The sequence below is a fragment of the Streptomyces sp. cg35 genome (assembly GCF_050410835.1).
Lineage (GTDB): Bacteria > Actinomycetota > Actinomycetes > Streptomycetales > Streptomycetaceae > Streptomyces.
On the sequence record NZ_CP191268.1, the window covers coordinates 2,501,401 to 2,527,055 of the forward strand.

Sequence of the window (25,655 nt, forward strand, 5' to 3'; positions counted from 1 at the left end):
TGGGGTGAAGTCGACGCGCGTGGCGGACAGACCCTTGGGAGGGGGGAACGTGGAGCGGCGGCCGCCCCTGACCGGGCGGCCGCCGCTCCACCGGAGGAACCGGGATCGTCAGGCGAAGACGGCCAGGCTCTTCGCCTTGCCCTTCGACTCCTCGACCAGCGCGAGGAAACGCCCGTCCGCGCCGAACACGGCGACCGGACCGCGCCCGGCGTACTCCCCGGGCATCTCCAGGCGTACGCCGTTCAGGAGCAGCTTCGCGCGGCGCTCGTCCACGTCCCAGCGGGTGAACGCGGCGGCCGCGGCGTCGGCCACCGGCATCACGGTCAGCTCCTGCTGGAGCTGGTCCAGGGTGCGCGCCGAGTCCAGCTTGTAGGGGCCGACGCGGGTGCGGCGCAGCGCGGTCAGGTGGCCGCCGACCCCGAGGTCGGCGCCCAGGTCCCGGGCCAGTGCCCGGATGTACGTGCCCGACGAGCAGACCACGGACACGACGAGGTCGAGCACCGGGGTGCCGTCCTCGGCGACCGCGTCCCGGATGTCGTACACCGCGAAGGACGAGACGGTGACGGGGCGGGCGGGGATCTCGAAGTCCTCGCCGTCCCGGGCCCGCTTGTACGAGCGCACGCCCTTGATCTTGATGGCGCTGACCTTGGACGGCACCTGCATGATGTCGCCGGTCAGCTTGGCGATGCCCGCGTCGACGGCCTCGCGCCGGACCCCGGACGCGTCGGCGGACGAGGTGATCTCGCCCTCGGCGTCGTCGGTCAGGGTGTTCTGGCCCAGGCGGATGGTGCCCAGGTACTCCTTCTCGGTCAGCGCGAGGTGGCCGAGGAGCTTGGTGGCACGCTCGACGCCGAGCACGAGGACGCCCGTCGCCATCGGGTCGAGGGTGCCCGCGTGGCCGACGCGGCGGGTCTTGGCGATCCCGCGCATCTTGGCCACGACGTCGTGCGAAGTGAAGCCCGACGGCTTGTCGACGATGACAAGGCCGTCGGGCACAGGGGTGCGGTCGGACATGCTCAGGCGTCGCCGTCCGTCTCGTCCTCGTCGTCCTCGGGCTTCTTGTACGGGTCGGCGTCACCGGCGAACGTGGCGCCCGCGGACGCCTCCCGCACCTGGGCGTCGGAGGCCCGCGCCTTGTCGAGGAGGTCCTCGATCGTCTTGGCGTTGTCGGGCAGGGCGTCCGCCACGAAGGTCAGGGTCGGCGTGAACTTCACGCCCGCCGCTGCGCCGACCGCGGAGCGCAGGATGCCCTTGGCGCTCTCCAGACCGGCGGCCGCCTCGGCCCGCTCCTCGTCGTCCCCGTACACGGTGTAGAAGACGGTCGCCTCCCGCAGGTCACCCGTGACGCGGGTGTCCGTGATGGTGACGTGGGTGCCGAGCCGCGGGTCCTTGATCCCGCGCTGCAGCTTCTGGGCCACCACCTCTCGGATGAGGTCCGCCAGCCTCTTGGCGCGCGCGTTGTCGGCCACTGCCGTCTCCTTAGTAACTGTCTTGCGTTGTTGCTTCAGTCTTCGTCGCTGTGGAGCCTGCGTCGAACCGAGAGCAGTTCCACCTCGGGCCGCCCGGCGACCAGCCGCTCGCAGCGGTCCAGTACGTCGGTGAGGTGTCCCGTGTCCCCGGAGACCACCGCGAGCCCGATCTCGGCCCTGCGGTGGAGGTCCTGATTGCCCGTCTCCGCCACGCTCACCGCGTACTTGCGCTGGAGTTCGGCCACGATCGGACGGACGAGAGAGCGCTTCTCCTTCAGCGAGTGGACGTCGCCGAGGAGCAGATCGAAGGACAGAGTCCCCACATACATGTGTGTCCGGATGCCCGCCGGTTCGGGTTCGTATGGGCGCAACGCTTGTACGCCGATACGGGAACCGTACACGCAACGGCCGGGGCCGATCGACGGAAATAAGTCCCGCCGACCGGCCCCGATCATTGACGCTCAGGTCAGGCGCGCGGCTTCTCGCGCATCTCGTACGTCGCGATGACGTCGTCGACCTTGATGTCGTTGAAGTTGCCGAGGTTGATACCGCCCTCGAACCCTTCGCGGATCTCGGTGACGTCGTCCTTGAAGCGACGCAGACCGGAGATGTTGAGGTTCTCCGCGATGACCTTGCCATCGCGCAGCAGGCGCGCCTTGGTGTTGCGCTTGACCTCTCCGGACCGGACGAGCACACCGGCGATGTTGCCCAGCTTGGACGACTTGAAGACCTCGCGGATCTCCGCCGTGCCGAGCTCGACCTCTTCGTACTCCGGCTTGAGCATGCCCTTGAGGGCCGCCTCGATCTCCTCGATGGCCTGGTAGATCACCGAGTAGTACCGGACGTCGACGCCCTCGCGCTCCGCCATCTGCTGCGCACGGCCGGCTGCCCGGACGTTGAAGCCGATGACGATGGCGTCGGAGCCGGTCGCCAGGTTGATGTCGGACTCGGTGACCGCACCCACACCGCGGTGCAGGACGCGGATGTCGACCTCTTCGCCGACGTCGAGCTGGAGCAGCGAGGACTCGAGAGCCTCCACCGAACCGGACGCGTCGCCCTTGATGATGAGGTTGAGTTCCTGCACCAGACCGGCCTTGAGGGCCTCGTCCAGGTTCTCCAGGGAGAACCGGACGCCGCGGCGCGCGAAGTTGGCGTTGCGCTCGCGAGCGGCACGCTTCTCGGCGATCTGACGGGCCGTACGGTCCTCGTCGACCACCAGGAAGTTGTCGCCGGCACCCGGGACGTTGGTGAGACCGAGCACGAGGACGGGGGTCGAGGGACCCGCTTCCTCGACGTTGTTCCCGTTGTCGTCGAGCATCGCCCGGACACGGCCGTACGCGTCGCCGACCACCATCGTGTCGCCGATGCGCAGCGTGCCGCGCTGGACCAGGACCGTCGAGACGGCACCGCGGCCCTTGTCGAGGTGGGACTCGATCGCAATACCCTGCGCGTCCTGCTCCGGGTTGGCCCGCAGGTCGAGCGAGGCGTCCGCGGTCAGGACCACGGCCTCGAGCAGGGAGTCGATGTTCAGACCCTGCTTGGCGGAGATGTCGACGAACATGGTGTCGCCGCCGTACTCCTCGGCCACCAGGCCGTACTCGGTCAGCTGACCGCGCACCTTGGTCGGGTCGGCACCCTCGACGTCGATCTTGTTGACCGCGACGACGATCGGGACCTCGGCGGCCTTGGCGTGGTTGAGCGCCTCGACCGTCTGCGGCATGACACCGTCGTTGGCCGCGACCACGAGGATCGCGATGTCGGTCGACTTCGCACCACGGGCACGCATGGCGGTGAAGGCCTCGTGACCGGGGGTGTCGATGAAGGTGATCTTGCGATCCTCGTCGTTCACCTCGGTCGTGACCTGGTACGCACCGATGTGCTGCGTGATGCCGCCGGCCTCACCCGCGATGACGTTCGTCTTGCGGATGGTGTCGAGCAGGCGGGTCTTACCGTGGTCGACGTGACCCATGACGGTCACGACCGGCGGACGCGCGACGAGGAGCTCCTCGCCACCCTCGTCCTCGCCGAACTCGATGTCGAAGGACTCGAGCAGCTCGCGGTCCTCCTCCTCGGGGCTGACGATCTCGAGGAGGTAGTTCATCTCGTCCGCGAGAAGCTTCAGCGTCTCGTCGGAGACGGACTGCGTGGCGGTGACCATCTCGCCGAGGTTCATCATCACGGCGACGAGCGACGCCGGGTTGGCGTTGATCTTCTCCGCGAAGTCGGTCAGGGAAGCACCGCGCGACAGGCGGACGGACTGTCCGTTGCCGCGAGGCAGCATGACGCCGCCGACCGACGGGGCCTGCATGGCCTCGTACTCCTGGCGCCTCTGACGCTTCGACTTGCGACCACGACGGGCGGGCCCGCCGGGACGGCCGAACGCACCCTGCGTGCCACCACGGCCACCCGGACCGCCGGGACGACCGCCGAAGCCGGGACGGCCACCGCCGCCACCGCCGGGACGGCCGGCGAAGCCGCCGCCACCGCCACCGGGACCACCGGGACGGCCGGCGAAACCGCCACCGCCGCCGCCACCGGGACGACCGGCGAAGCCGCCGCCACCGGGACGACCGCCGCCGCCACCCGGGCGACCGCCGCCGCCGGGACCACGGCCACCGCCGGGGCCACCACCGGGACGCGGGCCCGCGGCGGGACGCTGCGGCATCATGCCCGGGTTCGGACGGTTGCCACCGGGGCCGCCGCCGGGACGCGGACCGGCCGCGCCGCCCTGCGGACGAGGCATGCCGCCCGGGGTCGGACGGGCGCCGCCCTGACCCTGCGGACGGGGACCACCCTGGCCGCCGCCCTGCGGGCGGGGACCGCCCGGGGCACCCTGGCCGCCGGGACGCGGGGCGCCGCCCGGACGGGGCGCCTGCGGGCGCGCCATGCCGGTGGAGCCACCAGAGGTGAAGGGGTTGTTGCCCGGACGGGGACCCGCGGGACGGGCACCACCGGGACGGGCGCCCTGGCCGCCGGGACGCGGGGCGCCCTGACGGTCACCGCGGTCGCCACGCTGGCCCTGGCCCCGGTCCTGGCCGGGAGCCGGACGGGCACCGGGCTTCGGGGCACCGGGACGGGCGCCGGGCCGCGGACCGCTCTGGCCGCTCTGGCCGCTCGCGGCCGGGGCCGACGGGGCGGCCGGGGCAGCGGGCGGCGCCGTGAACTCGGGCGCGGCCGGAGCCGGCGAAGCGGGCTTGGGAGCCGGCTTCGGGGCGGGGGTGGGACGCGGACCCGGCGTCGCGGCCGGGGCGGCGGGCTTCTCCGCGGCGGCCGGCTTCGGGGCCGGCGGGCGCGGCGCGGCAGGCTTCGCGGCCTGCGCGGGGGAAGGGGTGGGACGCGGCGCCGCGGGCTTCGCGGGCGCGGCCTTGCGGGCCGCGGCAGGCTTGCCGGACCCGTTGCCCTGCTGGAGGGCGTCAGTCAATTTGCGTACAACGGGCGCCTCGATCGTCGAGGACGCCGAACGTACGAATTCACCGAGTTCTTGGAGCTTGGCCATGACGACCTTGCTCTCTACGCCGAACTCCTTGGCGAGTTCGTATACCCGGACCTTAGCCACTTCGCTCCTTTTAGGTCCGGGTTACGCCGGACCGTCGCTACTTCATGGGCGTACTCATCGCGTGCTCATCGAGTGCTCATCGCAATCTCGACCTACTTCCAACTCGCGGGGTACCAGGACCGCACGGGGGCCCCGTACGGCACGTCTTACGGTGTTGCCTGCTCGACTCGGTGGCGCAGCGCCTCCGTGTCGAACGGTCCAGGGGCTTTGAACGCCCGCTGGAACGCCCGGCGGCGGACCGCCAGGTCGAGACAGACCGGGGCGGGGTGCACGTAGGCACCCCGGCCGGGCAGCGTACCGCGATCATCGGGGACGCATCGGCCCTCGGTCACCACGATCCGCAGCAGTTCGCTCTTGGCCGCTCGCTCCCGGCATCCCACACAGGTTCGCTCTGGGCATGCGCGGGCATGCGTCCGGCCAGACACGCTTAAGTCTACCTCCCCGTACCGACCTCACCCATTCGGGGTAAAAATCGAACGGCTGTTTCTCGTCACATACTGTCGTGGTCCAAACGCACAGCGCCTGGATTTATTCCCCGCCCCGGGTGTCCCGGGCGCCGCCCTCGGGGCCGGTCTGCTCGGTGTCCGGGCGGATGTCGATGCGCCAGCCGGTGAGCCGGGCCGCGAGCCGGGCGTTCTGCCCCTCCTTGCCGATGGCGAGGGAGAGCTGGTAGTCCGGGACGGTCACCCGGGCCGAACGGGCCGCGAGGTCGACGATCTCGACCTTGGAGACACGGGCCGGGGACAGCGCGTTGGCCACCATCTCCGCCGGGTCGTCCGACCAGTCGACGATGTCGATCTTCTCGCCGTTCAGCTCGCCCATCACGTTGCGCACCCGGCCGCCCATCGGGCCGATGCAGGCGCCCTTGGCGTTGAGCCCGCTGCGCGTGGAGCGCACGGCGATCTTCGTACGGTGGCCGGCCTCACGGGCGATGGCCGAGATCTCGACGGACCCGTCGGCGATCTCCGGCACCTCGAGCGCGAAGAGCTTCTTCACCAGGCTCGGGTGGGTGCGCGACAGGGTCACGGACGGGCCGCGCACACCCTTCGCGACGCGGACGACGTACGAGCGCAGCCGCTGGCCGTGCGGGTACTCCTCGCCCGGCACCTGCTCCTGCACCGGCAGGATCGCCTCGAGCTTGCCGATGTCGACCAGCACGTTCTTCGGGTCGCGGCCCTGCTGGACCACGCCCATGACGATGTCGCCCTCGCGGCCCGCGTACTCGCCGAGCGTCGCGTCGTCCTCGGCGTCGCGCAGCCGCTGCAGGATGACCTGCTTCGCGGTGGTCGCGGCGATGCGGCCGAAGTCGGAGGGGGTGTCGTCGAACTCCTTGGGCTCCTGGCCCTCTTCGAGGTCCGCCGGGTCCTCAGTCGCCCACACCGTCACGTGGCCGCTCTCGCGGTCGAGCTTCACGCGGGCGCGACGGAAGCTCCCGTCGGTGCGGTGGTAGGCGATGAGGAGGGCCGACTCGATCGCCTCGACCAGCAGATCGAAGGAGATCTCCTTCTCCCGGACCAGACCCCGCAGGGCACTCATGTCGATGTCCACGGCTACGCCTCCTCTTCGTTCTTGTTCTTGCGGTTGAACTCGACCTGGACACGCGCCTTGGCGATGTCCGTGAAGTCGAGCCGTCGGGCGGTCGCCTTGCGGCCCTTCACGCCCGGTACTTCGAGGTCGAGGCCCTCGTCGTCGACCTCGAGGATGCGCGCGACCAGCTCGGTGTCGTCCGTCAGCTGGAACTTCACGAGGCGGTCCGTCGCGCGGACGTAGTGACGGTGCTCGGTGAGCGGGCGCTCGGCGCCCGGGGTCCCGACCTCGAGCTCGTACTCCCCGTCGCCCATGACGGTGCTGTTACCGGGCTCGTCGAGCGTCGCCGAGAGCGCGCGGCTCACATCGGCGACCCGGTCGAGATCGGCTCCTTCGTCGGAGTCGACGACGACGCGCAGCACCCGCTTGCGTCCTACCGAGGCCACTTCGATCTCTTCGAGATCGAGCCCCTGTGAGCTGACGAGCGGTTCCAGTAGTTCCCGCAGCCTCTCGTTCTGGGTGGTGCTCATCCGGGTGACTCCTCGGCCGCGTGTGCTGTTGTGGTTTGCCGGCATTCCATGCGCGTCAGGTCAAAGGGTATCCGGTCCAGGGGGGTGTTGCCGTCCACCGGGGAGGGGGCGACGGTACGGTGATCACCGGCCGCTCCGTCTTCGGTCGTGCCGAAACCTTTCTGAGCCTTCTGTGTCCCGCTGCTTTCCGCCGCACCTTCATGCCGAGGACGACCGCCGTGCCGCTCACCACTCAGGCCCGACCGGGGCCACGCCGTAGGAGTCTGCTCGCCTCGCTGGCCGGGGCCGCGCTGCTGACCGGATGTTCGGGCAGCGGCGACGAAGGGACCGAGGGCGGCCGGGGGGCGCCCGCCGTCTCGCAGGAGAAGCGGCTGCGGGCGCAGGCGGCCCGGGAGAGCGCCGATCTGCTGGGGCAGTACGACCAGGCGCTCGCCGCCCACCCCTCGCTCGCGTCCCGGCTCGGACCGCTGCGCTCGGAGGTCGAGCGGCATGTGAAGGCGTTCGGCGGGGCGGCCCGGCCGTCGGCGCTCGCCCCGTCGCCGACGACGTCGCCGGTGGCCGAGAAGGACGTACTGAAGGCGCTGGCGGCGGCCGAGCGGGCCCTGTCGGACCGGCGGCTGGCGGCGCTCGTGGACGCTCCCGCCGAACAGGCGCGGCTGCTCGCCTCGGTGGCGGCGGCCGGGGCCGGGCACGCGTATCTGCTGACGGAGGGCTGACGGGGATGAGCGAGAGCGACCTGCTCGCGACGGTGCAGGCGGCGCTGCGCGCCGAGCACGCGGCGGTGTACGGGTACGGGGTGGTCGGCGGCCGGGTCCGCGCGGGCCGCCGCGACGAGGCGAAGGCCGCGTACGACGCGCACCGCGCCCGCCGGGACGAACTGCGGCGCACCGTGCGGGACCTGGGCGGCAGCCCCGAGGAGTCGGCGGGGGCGTACGCGCTGCCGTTCCCGGTGCCGGACTCGGCCGCCGCGGCCCGGCTCGCGGCCGACATCGAGGACAAGGTCGCCGGGGTGTACTCGGACCTCGTCCGGGCGGCGAGCGGCGAGCGGCGCCGGGCCGCGGCGGACGCGCTGCGGGAGGCGGCGGTCCGTGCGGTGCGCTGGCGCGGCGGGAGCGTAGCCTTCCCTGGGCTCGCCGAACGGGCCGCGGTGCCGTCCGCGTCGCCGTCGGCGACCCCGCGTACGTGAGTGACGCGTACACAAGCAGTCCTGTAGTTCTGAAGGGAATCTCTCGCGCATGGCTTTTGAACCGCCGCAGCGGCTGGTGAACGCGCTCGGCGAGGTGCGCGACGACGGGGCGTCGGCGTGGCTCGGCCAGATCGATGTCCTGCTCGCCGAGGCCGCGGCCCTGCGCGGGGTGACCGTGGAGCGGGTGCACGTGCCCGGCGGGCGCAGCAGCCTGGTCGCCCATGTCCGGACGGCGGACGGTGCGCCCGCCGTCCTGAAGCTGGCGCCGGAGCGGTTCCGTCCGGAGGCGGAGCGGGCCGCGCTGACGCACTGGGACGGGTTCGGGGCCGTGCGCCTGCTGGATCCCGGGACCAACGACGGGGCGCTGCTCCTGGAGCGGCTGCACCCCGAGGTCTCCGTGCGGACGCTGCCGGAGGCGAAGGCTCTCCTGGAGGCGGCGGGGACACTGCGCCGGCTGTGGACGGAGCCGCCCGCCGGGCGCAACTGCGAGACGGTGCCCGAGCGCACGGGCCGGCAGGCGACGGCGATGCGGGCCAGCGTGGACGCCTTCCCCGAGGTGGCCCCGCTGGTCGACGCGGCGCTGGAGGCCCGCGAGGAGCTGGTCGCCGCGCCGCCCGAACTGCGGCTGCTGCACGGCACGTTCCGGCAGTCCAAGGTGCTGTCCGGGGAGCGGACGCCGTGGCTGGCGGTCGGGCCCGACCCGGTCGTCGGCGAGTGCGCCTTCGATCTGGCGCGGCTCGTGCGCGACCGGGTCGAGGACCTGATCGGCTCGCCGTCGGGGCCGGCCATCACGCGCCGCCGGGTGAAGCGTCTGGCCGAGTCCCTGGAGGTGGACCAGGCGCGGCTGCGCGGCTGGACGCTGTTCCGCGCGGTGGAGTCCGGGGTGCGGGCGCTGCGCGTGGGGCGGGAGCGGGACGCGGAGAACCTGCTGGAGTTCGCGGGCTGGCTCTGAGAGCACGCTGAGACACCAAGACGCCGATGGCGCCGGAACCGAGGTTCCGGCGCCATCGGCGTCTTGGGCGGTGCTCAGGCGGTGAGGCGGGCCACGGCCTCCTCGACCGTGAGCTCCTCGCGCTCGCCGGTGCGGCGGTCCTTCAGCTCGACGATGCCGTCGCCGCTGCGGCGGCCGGCGACCAGGATCTTCGGCACGCCGATCAGCTCGGAGTCGGTGAACTTCACGCCGGGCGAGATGCCCGGGCGGTCGTCGACCAGGACGCGGACACCGGCCGCGGCCAGTTTGTCGGAGACCTCCAGGGCCAGCTCCGTCTGGAGGGCCTTGCCGGCGGCGACGACGTGCACGTCGGCCGGGGCGATCTCCTCGGGCCAGACGAGGCCCTTGTCGTCGGCGTGCTGCTCGGCGAGCGCGGCGACGGCGCGGGAGACGCCGATGCCGTAGGAGCCCATGGTCACGCGGACCGGCTTGCCGTTCTGGCCGAGCACGTCGAGCTGGAAGGCGTCGGCGTACTTGCGGCCGAGCTGGAAGATGTGGCCGATCTCGATGGCGCGGTCCAGCTTGAGGCCGGTGCCGCAGTTCGGGCACGGGTCGCCTTCCTGGACGACGACGATGTCGACGTGGGTGTCGACCTCGAAGTCGCGGCCCGCGACGACGTTCCTGGCGTGCACGCCGTCCTTGTTGGCGCCGGTGATCCAGGCGGTGCCGGGGGCGATGCGGGGGTCGGCGAGGTAGGTGACCTTCTCCAGGCCCTGCGGTCCGACGTAGCCGCGGACGAGGTCGTCGCGGCCCTCGAAGTCCTCGGCCGTGACGAGCTCGACGGCGGCCGGGGCGAAGTGGGCCTCGACCTTGTCCATGTCGACCTCGCGGTCGCCGGGGACGCCGAGGGCGACGATCTCGCCGTCGACCTTCACCAGGAGGTTCTTGAGCGTGGCCGACGCCGGGACGTCGAGGTACGCGGCGAGCGTCTCGATGGTCGGGGTGTCGGGGGTGGGGATCTCCTCCAGAGCGGCGACGCCCGCGGCGTCGACCGGCTTGAGGGTGTACGAGACCGCCTCGGTGTTCGCCGCGTAGTCGCAGTTCGGGCAGTCGGCGAAGGTGTCCTCGCCGGCGGCGGCCGGGGCCAGGAACTCCTCCGACTTCGAGCCGCCCATGGCGCCGGCGGTGGCGGCGCAGATGCGGTGGTCGAGGCCGAGGCGCTCGAAGATCCGCTGGTAGGCGGCGCGGTGCAGGGCGTAGGACTCGGCGAGGCCCTCGTCGGCCGTGTCGAAGGAGTAGGAGTCCTTCATCAGGAACTCGCGGCCGCGCAGGATGCCGGCGCGGGGGCGGGCCTCGTCGCGGTACTTCGACTGGATCTGGTAGAGGATCACCGGCAGGTCCTTGTAGGACGTGCACTGGTCCTTGACGAGGAGCGTGAAGATCTCCTCGTGGGTCGGGCCGAGGAGGTAGTCGCCGCCCTTGCGGTCGTTCAGGCGGAACAGCTCGGCTCCGTACTCCGTCCAGCGGCCGGTCGCCTCGTAGGGCTCCTTGGGCAGCAGGGCGGGGAGGGTGACCTCCTGGGCGCCGATGGCGTCCATCTCCTCGCGCACCACGCGCTCGACGTTGGCGAGGACCTTCTTGCCGAGCGGCAGCCAGGACCAGATGCCGGCGGCGGTGCGGCGCACGAAACCGGCGCGGACCAGCAGCTTGTGGCTGAGCACCTCGGCGTCCGCCGGGTCGTCGCGCAGCGTCTTCACCATCAAGCGGGACATGCGCTGGACCTGGACCTTGGCCATGATTCTCGACTCCTGCGACGAAAGGGTTATGGGCAGGAGGTTAGCCGGGCGGTGGGCGCGGCCGGAAATCGGTTCCGGGTCAGCGCAGCAGCGGCAGGGGCGCGCCCATCACCGCGTACGGCTTCGGGGCGCTGGGGAAGAGGACCTGTCGGGCCAGGTCGTCGTAGCCGAGGGAGTGGTACAGGCCACGGGCCGGGCTGTCGAAGTCGATCGCGGAGAGGATCGAGCGGGGCTGCGACGCGGCGTCGGTGATCGTGGTGATGAGGGTGCGGCCGATGCCGCGGTTCTGGTAGCCGGGGTGGACGTGCAGCTCGGTGATGACGAAGGAGTCGTCGAGCCAGTGGTCGTGGCCGCGGGCGCGCAGGTACGGCTCGACGACCGTGGACCACCAGTGGGTGCGGTCGTTCGGCATGCCGTAGACGAAGCCGACGAGGCGGCCGGTGTCGGTGGTGGCGCCGAGGGCGCGGGCTCCCGGGTACGTCATGTGCCGCAGCACGATCTGCCGGCGCACGGCGATCTCGTCGTCGCTCAGCCCGAAGGCGTACGCCTGGACGGCGAGGGCCTCGTCGACCCGGGCGCGCAGATCGAGGGGGCCGATGGCGACGGCGGTGTCGTCCGTGCGGTTCCGGTGCGGCATGCCCGGAGGGTACCCCGGGGGGCCGGGCATGCCGTACGGGTGGCCCGCCTCGGCCCGGGTCAGGCCCGCGCCGGCAGCCGCGGCACGCTCGCCAGCAGGCGGCGGGTGTAGGCGTGTTCGGGCGCGCCGAGGACCGCGGACGTGGCGCCCGACTCGACCACCCGGCCCCGCTCCAGCACGGCGGTGCGCTCGCACAGGGCGGCCACCGCCGACAGGTCGTGGGAGACCATGACGACCGTCAGTCCGGCCGTCTCCTTCAGCTCCGCGAGCAGGTCGACGACCTTCACGCGGGTCGTGACGTCGAGCGCCGAGACCGGTTCGTCGGCGAGGAGGACGCGCGGGTCGCAGACGGTGGCCCGCGCGATGGCGATGCGCTGGCGCTGGCCGCCGGAGAACTCGTGCGGGTAGCGCTCCGCGGCGTCGGCCGGGAGTCCCACCCGTTCGAGCGCCTCGGCGACGCGCCGCCCGGCATCGTCCCCGGAGGCGACGCCGAGGGACCTGAGCGGCTCGGCGACGATGCGGCGCACGCGCCGGCGCGGGTCCAACGACGCGTAGGGGTCCTGGAAGACGCACTGCACGCTGCGCCGGAACGCCTTCATCTGTGTCCGGTCGCGCAGCCGCAGCTCGTCGCCGTCGAAGCGCACCGTCCCCGCGGTGGGCCGGGCGAGGCCGAGCAGCATCCGCAGCAGGGTCGTCTTGCCCGCCCCCGATTCGCCGACGAGGGCCAGGCTCTGCCCGGCCTCGACGGCCACGGACACGTCGGTGACGACGGGTGCCGCGCTCCCCCGGTACGCGTAGGACACCGCGTCGAGTTCCAGCACGGGCGAGGTCATCGCGCACCTCCCAGGTCAAGGGCCGATTCCAGCTGGCGTGCGCTGTCCACCAGCGTCTTGGTGTAGGCCTCGCGGGGAGCCCGTACGACGTCGGCGACGGCGCCCGTCTCGACCGCGCGGCCGTCCTTCATGACCAGGACCCGGTCCGTGACCCGCGCGACGACGGCCAGGTCGTGGCTGACGAACAGCACGGCGGTGCCGCGCTCGCGCACGAGTCCGTCGATCAGGTCGAGCATGTCGGCCTGCACGGTCACGTCGAGGGCGGTCGTGGGTTCGTCGGCGATGAGCAGCGCCGGGTCGCAGGCCAGTGCCATGGCGAGGGCGACGCGCTGGCGCTGGCCGCCGGAGATCTCGTGCGGGAAGGCGCGGGCGATGCGGTCCGGTTCGGGCAGCCGCACCTGGTCGAGGAGTGCGGCCACGGCGGCCCGCAGCGCGGCGCCCTTGAGCCCCTGGCGTCTGCGCAGGGGTTCGGCGATCTGCCGGCCCACCCGCATCAACGGGTCCAGGGCGGTGAGCGGCTCCTGGAAGACGACGGCCGCGCTGCGGCCGCGTACGCCGACGAGGGTGCGCTCGCTCGCCCCGACGATCGGCGTGCCGTCCAGCTCGATGCCGCCGGTGACCGTCATGCCCGCGGGCAGCAGGCCGAGCACGGCCAGTGTGGTCAGGGACTTGCCCGAGCCGGACTCGCCGATGAGGCCGAGCCGTTCACCGCGGCCGATCTCGAAGCTCAGCTCCGAGACGAGGGCCCGCCCCTCGGCGGTACGGATCGTCAGGTCGTTCACCGCGAGCAGTGCGTCGGTCACAGCGCCGCCCTTCCCTTCCGCGCGGTCGGGTCGAGGACGTCGCGCAGTCCGTCCGCGATGAGGTTCACGCCGATGACCAGGACGACAAGCAGGATGCCCGGGGCGAGCGCGCCCGCGGGAGCGGTGGTGAACGTCGCCTGTGCCTCCTGGAGCATCCGGCCCCACGAGGCGTTCGGCGGCGGTGCGCCCAGGCCCAGGTAGGACAGGCCGGCCTCGGCCAGCACGGCCAGGCCGAACTGCAGCGCGAGGTTGACCACGAGCGTCGGCCAGATGTTGGGCAGCACGTGCCCGGCGACGACCCGCGCCCAGGAGGTGCCCGAGGTGCGGGACGCGGTGATGTAGTCCTGCGCCAGGACGCGCTTGACCAGGATCCGGGTCAGCCGGGCCACCACGGCGCTCTGCGCGAGGCCGATGGCGAGGATCGCGGAGCCGAGCGTCGCCGAGCGCGCGGCGACGATCAGCATGGCGAGCAGCAGTGTCGGGAACGCGATGAGGATGTCGAGCAGCGCGGAGACCGTGTCGTCGAACCAGCCCTGCGCGAACGCCGCGAGGACGCCCAGCGTGACGCCGAGCAGCGTGGCGACGGCCACGGCCCCGAGCCCGGATTCCAGGGCGATCCGCGATCCGGTCATGAGCTGGGTGAACAGGTCGCGTCCGAGCTTGTCGGTGCCGAGCAGATGCCCGTCGCCGGGTCCGGCGAGCCGTCCGCCGGAGGTGTCGTCGCTGTCGTAGGGCAGCCAGAAGAGGGAGACGAGGGCGAGCAGGACCACGAGGCCCGCGAGCACCCCGCCCGTCCACAGGGTGAGGGAGGACCGGCGCTTCATCGCACCCCACCTCCCGACAGCCGTCCGCGCAGCCGCGGGTCGACGATCCGCTGCACGAGGTCCGCGACGAACCCGATGATCAGCACGCCGAACGTCGAGAGGAACAGCACGCCCTGGATCACCGGGTAGTCGTGCTGTGCGATGCCGGTCGCGAGCATCGAGCCGAGGCCCGGCAGCGCGTACACGGACTCGACGACGACGGCGCCGAGCAGCGTCGACGCCAGCTCGATGCCGAGCACGGAGATGACCGGCACGGAGGCGTTGCGCAGTCCGTGCCGCCACATGGCGCGGCCGAACGACGAGCCCAGCGCGCGTGCCGTGCGCAGGTATTCGCTGTCGAGGACGTCGAGGGTGGCCGAGCGCACGTACCGGATCAGGGACGCCGACATCACCAGCGCCACCGTCACCACCGGCAGGACGAGCGAGCGGACGGCGTCGGCCGGGGTGTCCCAGCCGTCCTGCGGGAAGCCGCCGGACGGCAGCCAGCCCGCGTTCAGCGCGAAGACCGCGATGAGGATCATGCCGAGCCAGAACACCGGGACGGCGATGCCCAGTTGGGAGACGCCGCTGAGCAGCGCCCCGTACCAGGTGTTCTTCTTGTACGCGGCCACGAAGCCGGCCGGTATCGCGACGAGCACGGCGAGCACGAACGCGGCGAGGGTGAGCGGCACCGTCACGTTCAGGCGCTGGCTCACCTCGGGTCCGACCGGCAGCGAGCTGACGAACGACGTGCCGAGGTCACCGCTCGCCAGCTGGCCGATCCAGTGGACGAACTGCTCGGGCAGCGGCTGGTCGGAGCCGATGGAGTGCCGGGCCGCGGCGATCTGCTCGGGCGAGGCGCCCACCGAGGTGAGCGCGTTCGCCGGGTCGCCGGGCAGCATCCGCAGCAGCACGAACAGCACGATGCTCGCGAGGACGAGGGAGACCAGCAGGAACACCAGCCTCCGCAGGAGGTATCTCAGCATGGCCGGGGTGTCAGCTGCTCTTCTTGATGTCGTACGCGAAGAACTGCGAGTTGAGGCCGTTGAGCGGGTAGCCCGACAGCTTCGTGCTGGCGACGACGATCTGCGGGTACAGGTACAGCCAGTCGCTGGCCGCGTCCTCGGCGGTCTTGCGGTTGACCTTCTTCAGCAGCTCGGTCTGCGCTGCGGTGCTGGAGGCCTCCTCGGCCTGCTTCACCCAGTCCTGGACCTGCTTGTCGTCATAGCCCCAGTAGAAGTCGGGGTTGCCGTACCAGACGAGGTCGCGGTCGTTGACGTGCTCCTGGAGCGTGGCCGAGAAGTCGTGGTTCTTGTAGACCTTCGTGTACCACTCGTCGGGCGTGATCGTGTTGATCTTGACGGTGATGCCGACCTTGGCGAGCTGCGACTTGATGAAGGTGGCGGCGGTGGGGTGCGGGTCGTAGTTCGGGGTGTCCAGCGTGAAGCTGAAGCCCTTGGCGTACCCGGCCTCCTTGAGCAGCTTCTTCGCCTTCGTCACGTCGTACGCGTTGACCTTGGTCAGGTCCTCGTACCAGGGGTCGGTGGGCGGCACCATCGACCCGATCTCCTTGCCGTAACCGCCCCAGACGGACGCGAGGAGCTTCTTGTCGTCGATGGCGGCGGAGACGGCCTGGCGCACCTTGACGTCGGTGAACGGCTTGGCCTTGTCGTTGAAGGCGAGCAGCAGCTTGGTGGTGGAGTCGCCGTCGTTGACCTTGTAGTTCTGGTCGGACTTGAACTGGTCGAGGGCGTCCGGCGACTGCTCGCTGGTGACGACGTCGACGGCGTTGGTCCGCAGCGCGTTGTTGAGGGCGGTCGCGTCCTTGTAGTAGTGGAGGACGACCTGCTTGTTCTTGGCTGCGGGGCCCCAGTACCCGGCGAAGCGGTCGAGACTCAGTGCCGAGCCGCGTGTCCACTTGTCCAGCGTGTACGGGCCGGTGCCGTCCTCCGTCGTCTTCAGGTTCTTCGCGTCGGAGTTGATGATCCAGACGTAGGAGAGGTTGTAGACGAAGGAGATCGACTTCTGCGACAGCGTGACCTTGACGGTCTTCGCGTCGGGGGTGGTGATGTCCTTCATGACCTCCAGGTTGGACTTGCGCGCGGACTGCGAGTCCTTCGCGATCACCTTCTCGAGGCTGTACTTGACGTCCTTGCTGGTCAGGGCCTTGCCGCTATGGAACTTGACGCCGTCGCGCAGGGTGAAGGTGTAGGTGAGACCGTCGCCGCTGACCTTGTAGTCCTGGGCGAGGAGCTTCTCGACCTTGCCGGCGTCGGTGAGCCGGAACAGTCCCTCGTAGACGTTGCCGTTGAGGGCCTCGGTGACGCCCTGGCCACCGCCTCCGGTGTTGTCGAGGTTCTGGGGCTCGTAGAGCGAGCCTATGTTCACGGTGGCGTTCTTGTCGTAACTTCCGCTGCCCGAGGCGGAGTTGGCGCCACCACCGCCGCAGGCGGCGAGCGTGACGGCGAGGGCGACGGTGAGCACGCCGGCGGAGAGGGGCTTCTTGCGCAGGTGCAGGTTCATGAGGGTGCTTTCGTGCGAAGTGCTGCGGGAGGTCGATCAGTGGGCGGTGCCGGCGGCGCCGTCGCGGAAGAGGGGGAGCTTCTCGCCCGCCTCGACGGGCAGGTGGAAGCGGTTCTGCCGCGGCGGCATCGGACAGTTGTACTGATCGGAGAAGCCGCACGGGGGCACGAAGGCGCGGTTGAAGTCGAGGCGGACGCGGCCCTCGCCGGCTGCTTCCTCTGCGCCGAGGTGCTCGACGAAGAGGAAGCGGCCGGCGCCGTACGTGGAGTCGCCGTTCGTCGGGTCGCCGAAGACGAGCAGCAGGGTGCCGTCGTCGTCGAAGGCGGAGAGCGTGTAGGCGGTGCCGTCGACGGTGAGGGCGATGTCGCCGGGGACGACCTTCTCGCGGGTGCCGCCGTTGTCACGGAGGTGCTCGAAGGCGACGCGGCGGGCGCCCTCGACGGGCGTGTACGTGGCGTCGAGGACCCAGTCCGGGTCGTACGGGAAGGCGTCGACGCGCTCGAAGTCCTGTACGGCCGGGGAGTTCGCGTCCCAGAAGCGCAGTCCGTGCTCGGGCTCTCCGGTGACCAGGTCCGTGCGCTCGAGGGCGGTGACGCTCACGGTGTCCGGCTGTCCGGCGCGGGCGGCATCGAGGTCGGGCAGCTCGCCCGCGGGGAGCCAGCGCGTCTCGACGAGGGAGAGGTTCCCGGTGGGGCCGGTGAGGGAGCGGTGCCGCTCGGCACGCCATGCCTCCCAGTCCCTCTGGGGGTCGTCGGACGGAGCGGCCGGACCGGAAACAGACATCGCGTGGCACCTACAGTCAGTGAAACTTAAACCAAAGCTCTCCCTTTATGGTTCATAAGACTCACTAATGTCAAACGGCGTCAAAGAGATGAGACGGGAGCCACAGGAAACGTGCGAGCGTCGGGGTGAGCGTCCTAGAACAGGACGCTCATGAACGCCCCGACCTCTTCGAAGCCCACGCGGCGGTACGCGGCGCGGGCCGGGGTGTTGAAGTCGTTGACGTAGAGGCTGACGACGGGGGCGACGTCGGCGAGGGCGTAGCGCAGTACGGCGGCCATGCCGGGGGCGGCGAGGCCGCGGCCGCGGTACTCGGGCGCGACCCAGACGCCCTGGATCTGGCAGGCCTGTTCGGTGGCGGCGCCGATCTCCGCCTTGAAGACCACCTTGCCGTGCTCGTCGAGGCGGGCGAAGGAGCGTCCGGAGCCGACCAGCTCGGCCACCCGCGCCTGGTAGAGCAGGCCGCCGTCGCCGGCCAGCGGGGAGACGCCGACCTCCTCGGTGAACATCGCCACGCACGCCGGCATGATCGCGTCCATCTCGTCCTTGCGGATGCGGCGCACGTACGGGTCCGGGGTGACGTCGGCGGACATCCGGTCGGTCACCATCAGCGGCTGGTGGGGACGGACCTCGCGGGCCGGGCCCCAGCTCGCCTCGAGCAGCCGCCACAGCTGGGCCGTCGGCTCGGCGGGCCCCACGATCGAGGAGCAGCGGCGGCCGGCCCGTCGCGCCCGGTCGGCGAAGCCGCGGATGGCGCGGTCGGTCGCGCAGATCGGCACGAGGTTGGCGCCCGCGTAGCAGAGCGACTGCAGCATGCCGTCCTCGTACCAGCCCCACATCTCGCCGCCGAGCCGCCACGGATCCAGGCCCGCGATGCGGACGCGGGCCGTCACGAAGGCATTGGCGACCGGCTCGCGGTCGAGCACGGCGAGTGCGGCGTCGAGGTCACTCGGTTCGAGGACCCGGGTGGTGGTCTGAGTCAACACGTGCGGGGCCTTTTTGGCTGGGCTGCTGATCTCCGCACTGTACCTGCCGGTGGTGTGGGCCGCCTCTGTCGTGGGCGGGGTCCCTTTGCGCGCGGACTCGTCTGCCGGGTTGTCGCTGTCGGGCGGGTGCGGCCCGGTGGGGCTTCTCGCGCCGTTCCCCGCGCCCCTGAGGCATGCGGCTCCGCCGCTGCCTCATCGATGAGATGCCGCACGAAGCGCGCATCTCAGGGGCGCGGGGAACGGCGCGACCAGCCACCACGAGAGGCGCGCCCGCCCACCGGAAGGACCCGGCAGACGAGCGCGCGCAAAAAGGCCGAGGAGGCCCGAGCCGGTGTCAGCCCGCGACGGCCACGGAGGGCTCGCCGGAGGCCACCCCGTCCTTCTCCATCTGCTCGGCGATCTTCATCGCTTCCTCGATGAGGGTCTCCACGATCTTCGACTCGGGGACGGTCTTGATGACCTCGCCCTTGACGAAGATCTGGCCCTTGCCGTTGCCGGACGCGACACCGAGGTCGGCCTCGCGGGCCTCGCCCGGGCCGTTCACGACGCAGCCCATGACGGCGACGCGGAGCGGCACCTCCATGCCGTCGAGGCCGGCGGTGACCTCCTCGGCGAGCTTGTAGACGTCGACCTGGGCGCGGCCGCAGGACGGGCAGGACACGATCTCCAGGCGGCGGGGCTTGAGGCCCAGCGACTCCAGGATCTGGTTGCCGACCTTGATCTCCTCGACCGGCGGGGCCGAGAGGGAGACGCGGATGGTGTCGCCGATGCCCTCGGAGAGCAGCGCGCCGAAGGCGACCGCGGACTTGATGGTGCCCTGGAAGGCGGGACCCGCCTCGGTCACGCCGAGGTGCAGCGGGTAGTCGCACTTCTCGGCGAGCAGCCGGTACGCGTTGACCATCACGACCGGGTCGTTGTGCTTGACCGAGATCTTGATGTCGCGGAAGTCGTGCTCCTCGAAGAGGGACGCCTCCCACAGCGCGGACTCGGCGAGGGCCTCGGGGGTCGCCTTGCCGTACTTCTGGAGCAGGCGCCGGTCGAGCGAGCCCGCGTTCACGCCGATACGGATCGGGGTGCCGTGGTCACGGGCCGCCTTGGCGATCTCCTTGACCTTGTCGTCGAACTGCTTGATGTTGCCCGGGTTCACGCGGACCGCGGCGCAGCCCGCCTCGATGGCCGCGAAGACGTACTTCGGCTGGAAGTGGATGTCCGCGATCACCGGGATCTGCGACTTCTTGGCGATGACGGGCAGCGCGTCGGCGTCGTCCTGCGTGGGGCAGGCCACCCGCACGATCTGGCAGCCGGACGCGGTCAGCTCGGCGATCTGCTGGAGCGTGGCGCCGATGTCGGACGTGCGCGTCGTCGTCATGGACTGCACCGAGACCGGAGCGTCGCCGCCGACGGCCACCGTGCCGACCTGGATCTGCCGGCTCTTGCGCCGCTCGGCGAGCTTGATCGGTACGTCCGGCATGCCGAGTGAAATCGCAGTCATCTGCTGTGCAACCCCAAGGTATGGATCGAGTCCCAAGGCTTCCGAGATTACGTCACCGGCGCACGCCCCAGCACACCGCGCCCCGCAACTCCACTCAAAGGTGGGCGGCCGGACACACAGTGTGCCCGGCCGCCGTAAATGCCCTGCGATCAGGAAATCTTCACTGGGTTCACCACGTCCGCGATGAGCACCAGGATGGTGAAGCAGACGAAGATTCCCGCCACGACGTACGCCACCGGCATGAGCTTCGCCACGTCGAACGGGCCCGGGTCGGGGCGCCGGAACACCCGCGCCAGATTGCGCCGCAGCGACTCCCACAGGGCGCCCGCGATGTGGCCGCCGTCGAGCGGGAGCAGCGGCAGCATGTTGAACAGGAACAGGGAGAGGTTGAAGCCCGCGACCAGCATCAGGGCCATCGCGAGCTGCTGGGTCGCCGGGATGTCCATGGTGAAGATCTCGCCGCCGACCCGGGCCGCGCCGACCACGCCCATCGGGGAGTCCTGCTCGCGCGGGCCGTCGCCGAAGGCGGCGTCCCACAGCGCGGGGATCTTCCCCGGGAGCGCGACGATCGAGTCGACGGCGTCGCCCACCCGGTCGGTCATCCAGGACACGGAGTCGCCGAAGTCCTGGTGGACGACGCCGGTGGCGGCGGTGAAGCCGAGGAAGCCGGCCCGGACGTACCCGTCGACGATCTGGCCGCTGGAGTCCTTCTTCGCGACCAGGTTCGTGGCGATCTTCGCGTTCAGCGTCTTCTGCTGCCCGTCGCGCTCGACGACGATCGGGACCGTCTTGCCGGCGCTCTCCCGGATCTCGTCGGACAGGGTGTTCCACTTGTCCGTCGTGACCCCGTTGAAGGACACGATCTTGTCCTTCGGCTGGAGGCCGGCCGCCTTCGCCGGGGACTCGGGGTCGGACGCCTTGCAGCTGTCGCGCTGGGCACTGGCCTCGATGACGCAGGGCGAGACGGACGAGACGACGTTGGTCTGCTGGGTGACGCCGAAGCCCATCAGGACCACGAAGAACAGCCCGATCGCCAGGACCAGGTTCATGAAGGGGCCCGCGAACATCACGATGACGCGCTTCCACGGCTTGCGTGTGTAGAAGAGGCGGGTCTCGTCGCCGGGCTTGAGCTCCTCGAAGGCGGCCGCGCGGGCGTCCTCCACCATGGAGCGGAACGGCGAGGTCGAGCGGGCCTCGATCCGGCCGTCGGCGCCGGGCGGGAACATGCCGATCATGCGGATGTAGCCGCCGAGCGGGATCGCCTTGATGCCGTACTCGGTCTCGCCCTTCTTCCGCGAGAAGATGGTGGGCCCGAAGCCGACCATGTACTGCGGGACGCGGATGCCGAAGAGCTTCGCCGTCGACAGGTGGCCCAGTTCGTGCCAGGCGATGGAGATGAGCAGGCCCACCACGAAGATGACTACGCCGAGGATCATCATCAAGGTCGTCATGCACGAGCCTCCGCGGCTGCCTTGTCCTGTGCTGTCAGTTCACGGGCCCGGGCGCGTGCCCAGGTCTCCGCTTCGAGGACGTCCGCGACCGTCAGGGAAGTTCCCGTTCCCGGTGTGCCGTGTTCCTCGACGACCCGGGTGACGGTCTCCATGATCCCGTTGAACGGCAGGGCGCCCTTCAGGAAGGCGTCCACGCACTCCTCGTTGGCGGCATTGAACACCGCCGGGGCCGTGCCCGCGAGCTCCCCCACGTGCCGGGCGAGGCCCACCGACGGGAACGCGTCGTTGTCGAGCGGGAAGAACTCCCAGCTCGACGCCTTCGTCCAGTCGAACGCGGGCGCCGCGTCCGGGATCCGCTCGGGCCAGCCGAGGCCGATCGCGATCGGGCCGCGCATGTCGGGCGGGGTCGCCTGGAGGATCGAGGACCCGTCGACGTACTCGACCATGGAGTGCACGTAGGACTGCGGGTGCACGACCACTTCGATGCGGTCGAAGGGGATGTCGTAGAGCAGGTGCGCCTCGATGACCTCCAGTCCCTTGTTGACCAGGGTCGCCGAGTTGACGGTGATGACCGGGCCCATCGCCCAGGTCGGGTGCGCGAGCGCGTCCTCGACCGTGACGTTCGCGAGGTCCGCCTTGGTGCGTCCGCGGAACGGGCCGCCGGACGCGGTGACGACCAGCTTGCGCACGTCGGCGCGGGTGCCGGCGGCCAGGGCCTGGAAGAGGGCGGCGTGCTCGGAGTCGACCGGGATGATCTGGCCGGGCTTGGCGAGGGCCTTCACCAGCGGGCCGCCGACGATCAGCGACTCCTTGTTGGCGAGGGCGAGGGTGCGGCCCGCTTCGAGGGCGGCCAGCGTGGGGGCCAGGCCGATGGAGCCGGTGATGCCGTTGAGCACGGTGTGGCAGTCGCCGCGTCCGGCGATCTCGGTGGCGGCGTCGGGCCCGGCGAGGATCTCGGGGAGCTGCTCCCCCGCGCCGTACTGGGCCGTGAGTGCCTCGCGCAGCGCCGGTACGGCGTCCTCGCGGGCGACGGCGACCGTGCGGACGCGCAGGCGGTGCGCCTGCTCCGCGAGGAGCTCGACCCGGCCGCCGGCCGCGCTCAGGGCGGTGACCCGGAACCGGTCGGGGTTGCGCAGCACGAGGTCGATGGCCTGGGTGCCGATCGAGCCCGTCGCGCCCAGGACGGCGATGTCCCTGGGGGCGTCACCGGGGGCGGGGTCGAAGACGAGATGCGGGTCGGCGAGCGGCGCTGGGCTGTCGGTCATTCCCCTATTGTTGCGTGGCCTTGCTGTGAGGCCGACAGGGTGCCCCCGTACGGGTCCGGAAGATCTGGCCTCAGCGGGTCATCGACCGCACGTAGTGGCTGAGGTTGGCGCTCACCACGCCGCGTACGTACAGGGCCGCGCCCGTGACCAGCACCGGGACGGAGACCGCGAGGACGGCGAGCAGGGTGGGCCAGGGGCTGACCGAGCAGGCGTTGACGACGGCGCCTTCGTAGTCGACGTCGAGGCGTTCGAAGAGCGGGGCGCCGCAGTCCGGGTCGGCGCCGAGGACCGACCACGGCAGGACGAGCCGCAGGGCGACGTACAGCCAGAGCAGGCCGCCGGTCCACAGCAGGGCCAGGCCGCGGCCGCGCATGCGCTGGGTCTCGGCGAGGAAGTGGCGTTCCAGGTCGTTGCGGTACTTCGTCTCATCGCGCATCCGAGCCCCCTGACGTCGTGACGGATCCGCCGGACTCTACCGGCGGATCCGTCGGCGCCCTCCGTCAGGCCAGCGACGGCCGGGTCCGGTCGGCGGCTCAGCGGATCGGCCGGTGCACGTTCTCCCGCTTGGACGGGCCCGGCGACGCGTCGGCGATCCAGGGGCCTTCGCCGCTCGGGTCGACGACGCCCTGCTCCAGCCAGGTGTACGTACCGCCGAGGACGCCCTTGACGACCTTGTGGTCCAGGTCGTCGGTGTTGGTCCAGAGCCGGTCGAAGAGCTCGTCGGCGCGGATCCGGGCCTGGCGGCAGAACACGTCGGCGAGTTGATAGGCCTCGCGGCCGTACCCTTCGGTGGTGCGCAGGAGTTCGGCGCGGACGCACGCCGCGCTCATGGCGAACAGTTCGGCGCCGATGTCGACGATGCGGCCGAGGAAGCCCTGTTTGGTCTCCATGCGGCCCTGCCAGCGGGACATGGCGTAGAAGGTGGAGCGGGCGAGCTTGCGCGCGGACCGCTCGACGTACCTCAGGTGACCCGACAGGTCCGGGTGTCCGGCCGGGTGGAACTCGGCGTACGAGCGCGGGAGCTGACCGGGGCCGGCGACCAGCTTCGGCAGCCACTTGGCGTAGAAGCCGCCTGCCTTGGCGCCCGCCTTCGCCTTGTCCGACAGGGACTTGTCCGGGTCGATCAGGTCTCCCGCGACCGACAGGTGGGCGTCCACGGCCTCCCGGGCGATCAGCAGGTGCATGATCTCGGTCGAGCCCTCGAAGATGCGGTTGATCCGCAGGTCGCGCAGGATCTGCTCGGCGGGCACGGCGCGCTCGCCGCGCGCGGCCAGGGACTCGGCGGTCTCGAAGCCGCGGCCGCCGCGGATCTGGACGAGTTCGTCGGCCATCAGGCAGCCCATCTCGGAGCCGTACAGCTTGGCGAGGGCGGCCTCGATGCGGATGTCGTTGCGGTCCTCGTCGGCCATCTGCGAGGACAGGTCGACGACGGCCTCCAGGGCGAACGTGGTGGCCGCGATGAAGCTGATCTTCGCGCCGACCGCCTCGTGGAACGCGACCGGCTTGCCCCACTGCTCGCGCGCCGCCGACCACTCGCGGGCGATCTTCAGGCACCACTTGCCCGCGCCCACGCACATCGCGGGCAGGGAGAGGCGGCCGGTGTTGAGCGTGGTGAGGGCGATCTTGAGGCCGGCGCCCTCCGGCCCGATCCGGTTCGCCGCGGGCACCCGGACCTGGTGGAAGCGCGTGACCCCGTTCTCCAGGCCGCGCAGGCCCATGAAGCCGTTGCGGTTCTCGACGGTGATGCCGTCCGCGGCGGCCTCCACGACGAACGCGGTGATGCCGCCCTTGTGCCCCTCGGACCTCGGTACGCGCGCCATGACGACGAGGAGGTCCGCGACGACCCCGTTCGTCGTCCACAGCTTCACCCCGTCGAGGACGTAGTCGTCGCCGTCCGGGACGGCCGTCGTGGCCAGGCGCGCGGGGTCGGAGCCCACGTCGGGCTCGGTCAGCAGGAACGCGCTGATGTCGGTGCGCGCGCACCGCGGCAGGAAGGCTTCCTTCTGCTCCTGGGTACCGAACAGCTTCAACGGCTGCGGTACGCCGATGGATTGATGGGCGGAGAGCAGCGCGCCGAGGGCGGGGCTGGCCGAACCGATCAGCGCGAGGGACTTGTTGTAGTACACCTGCGTCAGGCCGAGGCCGCCGTACTTCGTGTCGATCTTCATGCCGAGCGCGCCGAGCTCCTTGAGCCCGTTGACCGTCTCGTCGGGGATCCGCGCCTCGCGCTCGATGCGGGCCGCGTCGATCTCCGTCTCGCAGAAGTCGCGCAGCTTGGCGAGGAACTCCTCGCCGCGCTGCGCGTCCGCGTCGGCGGGCAGCGGGTGCGGGTGGATGAGATCGAGCCGGAACCGGCCGAGGAACAGCTCCTTGGCGAAGCTGGGCTTGCGCCAGTCCTGCTCACGGGCGGCCTCGGCGACCTGCCTGGCCTCCCGCTCGGAGACCTTCGCCTGATGTTGGGGTGTTGCGGACATGAGGTTCACCTCGCCGCGCGTCGGGTCCACCGGCCCGGCTCACTACCGACCGGTGCTACTCGATCGTATGTACCCGATAACGGGCATGTCGGCCAGCCCTCGCGGCAGCTGCTAGTCCGCCGTGACGCCCCGGGCTCCGAGGGCGGCCCGCAGCTCGGGGCCGAGGAACTCCGAGCCGATGACGCGCCGCAGGTTCGGCAGCAGCGCGAGGTCGTCGAGCGTGGCGATGTCGAACAGGTCGTCCTCCCCGTCCCACACGGGCGCGCACTCCTGGTAGACCGCGAGGCCGCCGTCCATCACCAACTCATCGACCGAGGCCAGGAGTTCGTCACTTATCTCCAGCGCCTCGAAGTAGGCGCGGGCCTCGGGCACCACCTTGTACGCCAGGTCGTGCGCGTAGGCGTAGTCCCAGGGGTCGTCGCCCAGCCCCCGCTCCTTCAGTACGTCGGCGAGCCGGAAGGGCGGCGCCAGCGTCCCGTCGGTGTACATGAGCCGCTCGATGACGACGAGCTTGAGGTTCAGGTCGGTGAAGGTGGCCATGCGGGAAACGTAGAGCACGGCACTGACAACGGGACCGGACCCGCCTGCGGCCCCTCGGCCCGGAGCGGATCAC

General features: G+C 71.0%; 25 protein-coding genes. 3 read left to right on the plus strand and 22 right to left on the minus strand.

The features are described 5' to 3' along the window. Positions 1-108: 108 nt before the first annotated feature. The 7 genes from truB to rimP all read right to left on the minus strand — a co-directional run bounded on the left by truB (position 109) and on the right by rimP (position 7,082). Positions 109-1,014: a tRNA pseudouridine(55) synthase TruB gene (truB, locus tag ACQUQD_RS11445; RefSeq protein WP_428951944.1), complete on the minus strand. Its 906-nt coding sequence runs from the start codon at positions 1,012-1,014 to the stop codon at positions 109-111. Positions 1,015-1,016: 2 nt separating this feature from the next. Then, a complete protein-coding gene (rbfA, locus tag ACQUQD_RS11450) occupies positions 1,017-1,469 on the minus strand; it encodes a 30S ribosome-binding factor RbfA (protein WP_428951945.1) in 453 nt (150 codons plus the stop codon). A gap of 35 nt (positions 1,470-1,504) precedes the next feature. Further along, positions 1,505-1,798 (minus strand): DUF503 domain-containing protein, encoded by a 294-nt coding sequence (locus tag ACQUQD_RS11455; RefSeq protein ID WP_428951946.1) that lies wholly within the window; start codon positions 1,796-1,798, stop codon positions 1,505-1,507. A 137-nt stretch (positions 1,799-1,935) separates the two neighbouring features. Further along, the gene (infB, locus tag ACQUQD_RS11460) at positions 1,936-5,025 is read right to left on the minus strand and encodes a translation initiation factor IF-2 (protein ID WP_428951947.1); all 3,090 of its coding nucleotides are present in this window, start codon (positions 5,023-5,025) and stop codon (positions 1,936-1,938) included. 146 nt (positions 5,026-5,171) lie between these two features. Further along, the gene (locus ACQUQD_RS11465; protein WP_428951948.1) at positions 5,172-5,450 is read right to left on the minus strand and encodes a YlxR family protein; all 279 of its coding nucleotides are present in this window, start codon (positions 5,448-5,450) and stop codon (positions 5,172-5,174) included. A gap of 103 nt (positions 5,451-5,553) precedes the next feature. Then, on the minus strand, positions 5,554-6,573 hold the full coding sequence (nusA, locus tag ACQUQD_RS11470; protein WP_428951949.1) for a transcription termination factor NusA: 1,020 nt from the start codon (positions 6,571-6,573) through the stop codon (positions 5,554-5,556). A 2-nt stretch (positions 6,574-6,575) separates the two neighbouring features. Then, on the minus strand, positions 6,576-7,082 hold the full coding sequence (rimP, locus tag ACQUQD_RS11475) for a ribosome maturation factor RimP (RefSeq protein WP_428951950.1): 507 nt from the start codon (positions 7,080-7,082) through the stop codon (positions 6,576-6,578). A gap of 218 nt (positions 7,083-7,300) precedes the next feature. Here rimP and ACQUQD_RS11480 point away from each other — a divergent pair, with 218 nt between their 5' ends. Genes ACQUQD_RS11480 through ACQUQD_RS11490 form a run of 3 tightly spaced genes read left to right on the plus strand, consistent with a single transcriptional unit; the run spans position 7,301 to position 9,220 of the window. Then, positions 7,301-7,798, plus strand: coding sequence for a hypothetical protein (locus ACQUQD_RS11480; RefSeq protein ID WP_428951951.1), 498 nt, complete (start codon positions 7,301-7,303; stop codon positions 7,796-7,798). Positions 7,799-7,803: 5 nt separating this feature from the next. Further along, positions 7,804-8,268 (plus strand): ferritin-like domain-containing protein, encoded by a 465-nt coding sequence (locus ACQUQD_RS11485; RefSeq protein ID WP_428951952.1) that lies wholly within the window; start codon positions 7,804-7,806, stop codon positions 8,266-8,268. A 49-nt stretch (positions 8,269-8,317) separates the two neighbouring features. Beyond that, positions 8,318-9,220, plus strand: a complete 903-nt coding sequence (locus ACQUQD_RS11490) for an aminoglycoside phosphotransferase family protein (RefSeq protein WP_428951953.1) — start codon at positions 8,318-8,320, stop codon at positions 9,218-9,220. Positions 9,221-9,294: 74 nt separating this feature from the next. Here the strand turns inward: ACQUQD_RS11490 and ACQUQD_RS11495 are convergent, their stop codons facing one another. The 15 genes from ACQUQD_RS11495 to ACQUQD_RS11565 form a co-directional block, all read right to left on the minus strand. Continuing rightward, entirely contained in the window at positions 9,295-10,995 is a 1,701-nt protein-coding gene (locus tag ACQUQD_RS11495; protein ID WP_428951954.1) for a proline--tRNA ligase, read from the minus strand. Positions 10,996-11,074: 79 nt separating this feature from the next. Next, positions 11,075-11,632, minus strand: coding sequence for a GNAT family N-acetyltransferase (locus tag ACQUQD_RS11500; protein WP_428951955.1), 558 nt, complete (start codon positions 11,630-11,632; stop codon positions 11,075-11,077). Between the two features lie 59 nt (positions 11,633-11,691). Further along, complete coding sequence (locus ACQUQD_RS11505; RefSeq protein ID WP_428951956.1) at positions 11,692-12,465, minus strand: ABC transporter ATP-binding protein; 774 nt, start codon at positions 12,463-12,465, stop codon at positions 11,692-11,694. Then, entirely contained in the window at positions 12,462-13,268 is an 807-nt protein-coding gene (locus ACQUQD_RS11510) for an ATP-binding cassette domain-containing protein (protein WP_428951957.1), read from the minus strand. The genes ACQUQD_RS11505 and ACQUQD_RS11510 overlap by 4 nt, the downstream gene beginning before the upstream one ends. After that, positions 13,265-14,092 carry an ABC transporter permease gene (locus ACQUQD_RS11515; protein WP_428951958.1) on the minus strand — a complete coding sequence of 276 codons (828 nt, stop codon included), beginning with the start codon at positions 14,090-14,092 and terminating at the stop codon, positions 13,265-13,267. Before ACQUQD_RS11515 ends, ACQUQD_RS11510 begins: the two co-directional genes overlap by 4 nt. After that, the gene (locus ACQUQD_RS11520) at positions 14,089-15,057 is read right to left on the minus strand and encodes an ABC transporter permease (RefSeq protein WP_428951959.1); all 969 of its coding nucleotides are present in this window, start codon (positions 15,055-15,057) and stop codon (positions 14,089-14,091) included. The genes ACQUQD_RS11515 and ACQUQD_RS11520 overlap by 4 nt, the downstream gene beginning before the upstream one ends. A gap of 10 nt (positions 15,058-15,067) precedes the next feature. After that, the gene (locus ACQUQD_RS11525) at positions 15,068-16,594 is read right to left on the minus strand and encodes an ABC transporter substrate-binding protein (protein ID WP_428951960.1); all 1,527 of its coding nucleotides are present in this window, start codon (positions 16,592-16,594) and stop codon (positions 15,068-15,070) included. A gap of 36 nt (positions 16,595-16,630) precedes the next feature. Beyond that, positions 16,631-17,377 (minus strand): DUF1684 domain-containing protein, encoded by a 747-nt coding sequence (locus tag ACQUQD_RS11530; protein WP_428951961.1) that lies wholly within the window; start codon positions 17,375-17,377, stop codon positions 16,631-16,633. Between the two features lie 134 nt (positions 17,378-17,511). Further along, positions 17,512-18,360, minus strand: coding sequence for a GNAT family N-acetyltransferase (locus ACQUQD_RS11535; protein ID WP_428951962.1), 849 nt, complete (start codon positions 18,358-18,360; stop codon positions 17,512-17,514). A gap of 334 nt (positions 18,361-18,694) precedes the next feature. Then, positions 18,695-19,852, minus strand: coding sequence for a flavodoxin-dependent (E)-4-hydroxy-3-methylbut-2-enyl-diphosphate synthase (gene ispG, locus ACQUQD_RS11540; RefSeq protein WP_428951963.1), 1,158 nt, complete (start codon positions 19,850-19,852; stop codon positions 18,695-18,697). Between the two features lie 149 nt (positions 19,853-20,001). Then, positions 20,002-21,303 carry a M50 family metallopeptidase gene (locus ACQUQD_RS11545; RefSeq protein ID WP_428951964.1) on the minus strand — a complete coding sequence of 434 codons (1,302 nt, stop codon included), beginning with the start codon at positions 21,301-21,303 and terminating at the stop codon, positions 20,002-20,004. After that, on the minus strand, positions 21,300-22,568 hold the full coding sequence (gene dxr, locus ACQUQD_RS11550; protein WP_428951965.1) for a 1-deoxy-D-xylulose-5-phosphate reductoisomerase: 1,269 nt from the start codon (positions 22,566-22,568) through the stop codon (positions 21,300-21,302). Before dxr ends, ACQUQD_RS11545 begins: the two co-directional genes overlap by 4 nt. Before the next feature lie 70 nt (positions 22,569-22,638). After that, on the minus strand, positions 22,639-23,004 hold the full coding sequence (locus ACQUQD_RS11555) for a hypothetical protein (RefSeq protein WP_428951966.1): 366 nt from the start codon (positions 23,002-23,004) through the stop codon (positions 22,639-22,641). A gap of 97 nt (positions 23,005-23,101) precedes the next feature. Further along, positions 23,102-25,042 carry an acyl-CoA dehydrogenase family protein gene (locus ACQUQD_RS11560; protein ID WP_428951967.1) on the minus strand — a complete coding sequence of 647 codons (1,941 nt, stop codon included), beginning with the start codon at positions 25,040-25,042 and terminating at the stop codon, positions 23,102-23,104. 111 nt (positions 25,043-25,153) lie between these two features. Next, on the minus strand, positions 25,154-25,582 hold the full coding sequence (locus tag ACQUQD_RS11565; protein ID WP_428951968.1) for a DUF6892 domain-containing protein: 429 nt from the start codon (positions 25,580-25,582) through the stop codon (positions 25,154-25,156). Positions 25,583-25,655: the final 73 nt, after the last annotated feature.

Bases quoted from the DNA above. Each gene is read 5' to 3' on its own strand.
- ACQUQD_RS11525 (WP_428951960.1), bottom strand. From the start codon at position 16,594: ATGAACCTGCACCTGCGCAAGAAGCCCCTCTCCGCCGGCGTGCTCACC.
- ACQUQD_RS11555 (WP_428951966.1), bottom strand. From the start codon at position 23,004: ATGCGCGATGAGACGAAGTACCGCAACGACCTGGAACGCCACTTCCTC.
- ACQUQD_RS11565 (WP_428951968.1), bottom strand. From the start codon at position 25,582: ATGGCCACCTTCACCGACCTGAACCTCAAGCTCGTCGTCATCGAGCGG.
- truB (WP_428951944.1), bottom strand. From the start codon at position 1,014: ATGTCCGACCGCACCCCTGTGCCCGACGGCCTTGTCATCGTCGACAAG.
- ACQUQD_RS11495 (WP_428951954.1), bottom strand. From the start codon at position 10,995: ATGGCCAAGGTCCAGGTCCAGCGCATGTCCCGCTTGATGGTGAAGACG.
- ACQUQD_RS11520 (WP_428951959.1), bottom strand. From the start codon at position 15,057: ATGCTGAGATACCTCCTGCGGAGGCTGGTGTTCCTGCTGGTCTCCCTC.
- ACQUQD_RS11560 (WP_428951967.1), bottom strand. From the start codon at position 25,042: ATGTCCGCAACACCCCAACATCAGGCGAAGGTCTCCGAGCGGGAGGCC.
- ACQUQD_RS11500 (WP_428951955.1), bottom strand. From the start codon at position 11,632: ATGCCGCACCGGAACCGCACGGACGACACCGCCGTCGCCATCGGCCCC.
- ACQUQD_RS11545 (WP_428951964.1), bottom strand. From the start codon at position 21,303: ATGACGACCTTGATGATGATCCTCGGCGTAGTCATCTTCGTGGTGGGC.
- ispG (WP_428951963.1), bottom strand. From the start codon at position 19,852: ATGACTGCGATTTCACTCGGCATGCCGGACGTACCGATCAAGCTCGCC.
- ACQUQD_RS11455 (WP_428951946.1), bottom strand. From the start codon at position 1,798: ATGTATGTGGGGACTCTGTCCTTCGATCTGCTCCTCGGCGACGTCCAC.
- ACQUQD_RS11530 (WP_428951961.1), bottom strand. From the start codon at position 17,377: ATGTCTGTTTCCGGTCCGGCCGCTCCGTCCGACGACCCCCAGAGGGAC.
- ACQUQD_RS11505 (WP_428951956.1), bottom strand. From the start codon at position 12,465: ATGACCTCGCCCGTGCTGGAACTCGACGCGGTGTCCTACGCGTACCGG.
- ACQUQD_RS11490 (WP_428951953.1), top strand. From the start codon at position 8,318: ATGGCTTTTGAACCGCCGCAGCGGCTGGTGAACGCGCTCGGCGAGGTG.
- ACQUQD_RS11515 (WP_428951958.1), bottom strand. From the start codon at position 14,092: ATGAAGCGCCGGTCCTCCCTCACCCTGTGGACGGGCGGGGTGCTCGCG.
- rimP (WP_428951950.1), bottom strand. From the start codon at position 7,082: ATGAGCACCACCCAGAACGAGAGGCTGCGGGAACTACTGGAACCGCTC.
- ACQUQD_RS11485 (WP_428951952.1), top strand. From the start codon at position 7,804: ATGAGCGAGAGCGACCTGCTCGCGACGGTGCAGGCGGCGCTGCGCGCC.
- dxr (WP_428951965.1), bottom strand. From the start codon at position 22,568: ATGACCGACAGCCCAGCGCCGCTCGCCGACCCGCATCTCGTCTTCGAC.